This window comes from Endozoicomonas sp. ALC013 (genome assembly GCF_049310205.1).
Classification (GTDB): Bacteria; Pseudomonadota; Gammaproteobacteria; order Pseudomonadales; family Endozoicomonadaceae; genus Endozoicomonas.
Map to the genome: position 1 here is coordinate 1 of NZ_JBLYNS010000275.1, position 3346 is coordinate 3346.

A 3346-nucleotide genomic window follows, 5' to 3' on the forward strand; every position below is an offset into this window, starting at 1 on the left:
CCTCCTAGTACATGGTTTCAATGAGTTTGACGTGTATGATCTCCGTTCACCCTGAGCGGAGTCGAAGGGTGCTTGGCACGATCTATCAGAGTCCGGAGTTTCCGCCTTTAGGCCCTATGGGTCCTTCGATGCTTCGTCAAGCTCAGCACTCAGGACGAACGGAGTGCGGAGGCACGACAACCCGTCAAACTCATTGAAACCATGTACTATGAGTACAACTGGTATTATCGATTGCAGGTTGTAAACTTGCACACCAAATTCACTGTGCAACATATCAGGTTTTTTTCCGTGCCGAAGATTCAATTTCAGGGCAACAGTTACCCGATGGATGAGAACGAGAACCTTCTGGATGGATTACTGCGCCAGCATGCCAGGGCACCCTGGTCCTGTCGGGCCGGGGTCTGTCACTCCTGCATGCTTCGGGTGACAGCGGGGCTTGTACCGACAGAAGCCCAGTCGTTACTGACTGCTGAGCAAATCAAAAAAGGCTATATTCTCGCCTGTCAGACCAAAGTAACTGGTAATTTAAGCCTGGCACTGCCTACCCGGGATGAAGTACCCGGCATTCTTACTGAGCTGACGTCACTCAGCTCAACGGAAGTCATCATCAAGTTATCCACCCGCCTGCCTTTCGAGGTTGCCATTGGCGAACATATTACCCTGGTATCCAATGAAGGCTTTGAAGCCACTTACCCGGTTACCGGCGTCAACGACGAGTCACAAACACTGGAGTGCATTATTGCTCGCTCCGCAGGGGGCAGCCCATTCAGTGCCTGGATTCACTCTGAGGCAAGAGCAGGCGACCGCCTGATGGTGATCAAGAATGGCTAATTACTCTCTGACCGGTAACGCATCAAGGGTTTTGTCATGCCCCATCCTTTCCGGATCCACATGATTTCTTGAGAATATATCGCGGGACATACAGCCGGTTTCTGCATTAACCAGACTGAAGGAAGGCTGACGCACCACCTCCTGAAAGGCGATCGTTCCATCTGGCATAACCACGGAGTGGGCAAGGTAGGCATCCACCAGCCCATGGGTATAATCAATCCCTTCTGTCTCAAAGCCCTTCAATACCAGAACTTCACCAGCCTTACACCCCAGCGCGATTTCATCACCGGTTACCGTACTTTTAATAATGGCCGGATGGCGACTGCCCAGGGGGAACTGAATGCTGCCGTAGTAATAATGCTCACCGTTGTCCCGGTGTTCCACCAGCACATCCCAGAAGGCCATAACATTCATAAACTCCCGGCCTCTATGATCCTTGACGATATTATTGCCGTGTTCACCTTTATCCAGGTATGAGCCTGCCACCTTGAAGCGGCGGGTAATGGCCTGATCAAAGTTGATGATGCCGGGATCCTGTTCTGCTGCAATCTGATACGCCACAGGGCGGCTGGGTAGAATGCTGACAGCGGCCTCTTTGGATGGTTTTGCTTTATCTGATTCCTGTTGCACCAGGGCAGCTTCGTGCTTTTTCTTTTCGGCTACTTTCTCTTCTCTGGCCTTTTCCTCTGCTTTCCGCTTTTCTTCAGCCACTTTCAACTCATCGGCTTTGGCCTTTTCTTCCGCTTTGCGCTTTTCCTCAGCCACTCTCAACGCTTCGGCTTTGGCTTTTTCTTCCGTTTTTCGTTTTTCTTCAGCCAGTCTCAACGATTCAGCTTTAGCTTTTTCTTCCTCTACCTTGCGTTTTTCTTCAGCCACTCTCAACGCTTCAACTTTGGCTTTCTCTTCCTCTGCTTTCCGTTTTTCTTCAGCCATTCTCAAGGCTTCGGCTTTGGCCTTTTCCTCCGCTTTCCGCTTTTCTTCAGCCGCTCTCAACGCTTCGGCCTTGGCCTTTTCCTCTGCTTTTCGCTTTTCTTTAGCCAGTCTCAACTCTTCGGCTTTGGCTTTTCTCTTAGCCCTGCGCTGTTCCTCAGCCAACCTTAACTCTTCCGCTTTGGCTTTCTCTTCCGTTTCCCGTGCCAGCCTCTGCTCTTCGGCTTTCTTTCTGGCCTGCTCCCTTGCCAGACGGGCCTCATTTACCCGGGCCAATCTTGCCTGGTCCTTTTCTTTAACCAGTGCTGACTTTGCCTCACTGACCTTGCTATTGTCCTTCTGTACACTCCCTGAACGCGGCCCTTGCTGCTCCCTCCCCTTATCGAGTTTTGCAGGCCTGACAACTTTTGCCACCCGTGCTTTTGAATCTCTGGTAATGGCGGTGTTGACAGGCATTTGACGTACAACACCTGTCTCATTTTCCACCTCAGGTTTTAAGGCTCTTTGCTGCTCTGCTGTGACTACTGTCTGCTCAACCGGCACCACCACTTCCTTTGCCCTGGTTTCGGACTCATTGTTACCGACCAGTACCACCTCTTCATTCAGGTTCTTTTCTGCCAACCGGATATCCATAAACTTCAGAAAAGTTTCTGCCTGCACCGGGTCGGTAAGGTCAAGGGCGGCAACCTGGTTATAGAATTTAAAATCCCTGGATACACTGAGGTTTTGTGGATTGATATTCGCCCTTCTTTTTTGTTGGAGCTTGCCACCGGACTCCCCGTCAGCCAGCACCGTATAGAGAGGCACACCATCGTCGCTGTCCTTATCGGAGGCTTCTGCCTTTTGCGCATGGGCGATGGTTGAGGAGGCGGCAATAATCACTGCAGCAGACAGAACGGTTATGGCTGACTTCACTGTTCTGCCAGCAAAACCTTTATCCGGATTTCCCATAAGACCTGCACCTTTAATATCATGTAAAAGGAGAACTTCGCCGTATAGCCTGAAAACAACTGAGCGGAGGGCTTCTGCAATAAGGTGGTATGAGCATAGACCATGAAAAAAAATCATCCATAAACCAGTGCAAGGCGTTAGAAATATATGATTTCACAGGGTTAGCTACTTATAATGTGCCAGAAAGAAATTGCCAGGTAAGACAAACTCCTTGTCGTTCGGGCCGGGACTGAAGAGGTGATGTATGGGAATGAAAGAAAATATCATCGATAAGCTGAATGAGTCCTTACAGAATGACTTAATCGATGTAACCAATGAGAGCCATCTGCACAACACGCCACCGGGCTCAGAGTCACACTTTAAGGTAGTGATTGTCAGTGAAGCATTTGAAGGGAAAATGCCGGTCAAACGGCACCAGATGATCTATGGACTGCTGGCTGACGAACTGCGAGAGCAGATTCATGCGCTGGCGCTACACACTTACACCCCCGTTGAGTGGCAGACAAGAAACCAGACCGCCCCGACATCACCGGATTGCCGGGGCGGCAGTAAAAAGTAAATAAGCGGCCTGTCTCTTTCGGGTGGCGGGTAACGGGAAGCGCTTAGTAATTGTCCTTAAATAATTCCGACTTTC

At 50.2% G+C, this 3346-nt stretch carries 3 protein-coding genes; 2 read left to right on the forward strand and 1 reads right to left on the reverse strand.

All coding sequences use genetic code 11. The annotated features are described in order from the left end of the window. Positions 1-288 precede the first annotated feature (288 nt). Positions 289-831, forward strand: a complete 543-nt coding sequence (locus ACO6V1_RS23040) for a 2Fe-2S iron-sulfur cluster-binding protein (protein ID WP_422459690.1) — start codon at positions 289-291, stop codon at positions 829-831. Here the strand turns inward: ACO6V1_RS23040 and ACO6V1_RS23045 are convergent, their stop codons facing one another. Continuing rightward, positions 832-2712, reverse strand: coding sequence for a hypothetical protein (locus ACO6V1_RS23045; RefSeq protein WP_422459692.1), 1881 nt, complete (start codon positions 2710-2712; stop codon positions 832-834). Positions 2713-2962: 250 nt separating this feature from the next. Here ACO6V1_RS23045 and ACO6V1_RS23050 point away from each other — a divergent pair, with 250 nt between their 5' ends. Continuing rightward, positions 2963-3271, forward strand: coding sequence for a BolA family protein (locus tag ACO6V1_RS23050; RefSeq protein WP_420810395.1), 309 nt, complete (start codon positions 2963-2965; stop codon positions 3269-3271). Positions 3272-3346: the final 75 nt, after the last annotated feature.